This window comes from Pseudomonas tehranensis (genome assembly GCF_014268615.1).
GTDB classification, from domain to species: Bacteria; Pseudomonadota; Gammaproteobacteria; order Pseudomonadales; family Pseudomonadaceae; genus Aquipseudomonas; species Aquipseudomonas tehranensis.
In genome coordinates, this window is record NZ_JABWQV010000433.1 from 1 (window position 1) to 1,924 (window position 1,924).

Consider the following 1,924-nt stretch of genomic DNA (forward strand, 5'->3'; position numbering starts at 1 on the left):
GCCGCTGTAGTGACGTTCGGTGGCGTTCCAGCGGTCCAGTTGCTGTTGGTCCTGCTGTTGCGGGAACAGTTCGATCAGGGTGCGTCCAGGGGTTGCCACCAAGGCATCAAGCAACGCACACCACTGAGTGCTCCAGCGTTGCATCGTCGCTTCGTCGAACAAGGCCGATTGGTATTCCAGCGCCAGCGTCATGTCGCTGCCATCGTCCTGGACTTCCCAGCTCTGTTCAAACTTGGCGTCGACCACCGGCAGCATCTGCTCTTCGACGTTCAGCCTCGGCCATTGGCTGCTGTCTATCCGGCCGTAGTTGAGGGAGAACAGCACTTGGAACAGCGGTGTACGGTTCAGGTCGCGGTTTTGCGCGACAGCCCCGACCAAAGTGGCGAAGGGCAGGTCGGCATGGGCCTGGGCTGCGCGCAGGTCGGCCTCAAGGCTGGCGAGCAATTGCTCGGCCGGGGCCCGTTGGTCGACGTCGCTGCGAATCACCAGAGTATTGACCAGACAGGCCAGCAGTGTCTGGGCTTGCGGTTGATCACGCTGGTCTGCTGGGGTGCCGAGGCGAATCTCTCGTTGACCGCTGTAACGCGCCAGCAGCGCGCTCAAGGCCGTAGCGAGCACCACATAGGTGGTGGTGCTGCGCTGACGGGCGAACTGGCGGATGGCGTCAGCGCGCTGGGTGCCGAGGCGCACGATCAGTTGCCGGGCGCGACGGTCCGCTTCGGCGCCACGGGAATGGTCGATGGGCAGGTCGAGCTGGTAGTCGTCCTGGCCGAGGTGGTTTTTCCAGTACTCCAGGCTGGTGTTGCGCTGGGCCTGGGTGTCCGGGTGCTGTTGCCACACGGCGAAATCGACGTAGTCGATCTCCAGCGGCGTCCAGGCCGGCGACTGCCCCTTCAGACCGGCGGCGTAGGCTTGGGTCAGTTCGTCGATGAGCAACTGCATGGCCCAACCGTCGGTGGCACTGTGGTGCAGGCACACCAGCAACAGGTTTTCGTCGCTGCCCTGGCGTTGCAGCAGATGCGCGCGCCAAGGCGCGGCGGCGGCCAGGTCGAACGGTGTCATCAGTTCGTCCTGGGCGTTGGCGCAGGCCGCGGCCCAGTCCTGGGTTGCAACGCCAGTGACCGCGAGCGCTGGCCCGTGCTGGTCGATCAGCAGTTGCGGCTCACCGTCGACGTCGACAATCCGGCTGCGCAGCACCAGATGGCGCTGACTGAGCTGCTCAAAGGCCTCGCGCAAGACCTGGACCTGCAGCTCACCGCGCAAGGTCAGGGCAAACGGCATGTGGTACTCGCGGGATTCCGGCACCAGGCGGCTGAGCATCCAGAACCGGCGTTGGGCCAGACCCAGGGGCAATTGCGCCGGGCGCGGTTGTGCGGTGATCCATTCACCGGGCATGGCCGCGAGCAGATGCTCGGCCATGGCCGCCACCGTTGGTTGGGCGAACACCAGCGGCAAGGGCAGGGAAACCCCAAGGCGCTCACGGACCCGACTGACCAGGCGGGTGGCCAGCAAGGAGTGGCCGCCGAGTTGGAAGAAGTGATCTTCGATGCCGACTGGCGAACAACCCAGCACTTCGCCGAACAGTTCGCAGAGTACGCTTTCAGTGGCGTTGCGCGGTGCTGTGCGCGGCTGGTCGCTTTGGCTCTGTGGCAGCGGCGTGGCGGCCAATGCCTTGCGGTCGAGCTTGCCGTTGCTGTTGAGCGGCAGGCTGTCGAGCTGCACGAACAGGTTGGGCTGCATGTGCGCGGGCAGGCTGTCGCTCAACTCGACACGCAAGGTCGCCTCATCGGCGTCTCCGCACCAGAAACTCACCAGGCGCTGGTCGAGCAACAAGGTGGCGGCATCGCGAACGCCGGCCTGCGCGAGCAGTGCAGCGTCGATTTCCCCCAGTTCAATGCGCTGGCCGCGCAACTTCACCTGATGG

At 65.2% G+C, this 1,924-nt stretch carries 1 protein-coding gene; it reads right to left on the reverse strand.

Annotation, left to right across the window (positions count from 1 at the left end; genetic code table 11):
• A partial coding sequence (locus HU811_RS26770) for a condensation domain-containing protein (RefSeq protein WP_225248498.1) occupies positions 1 to 1,924 on the reverse strand: 1,924 nt, incomplete at both ends.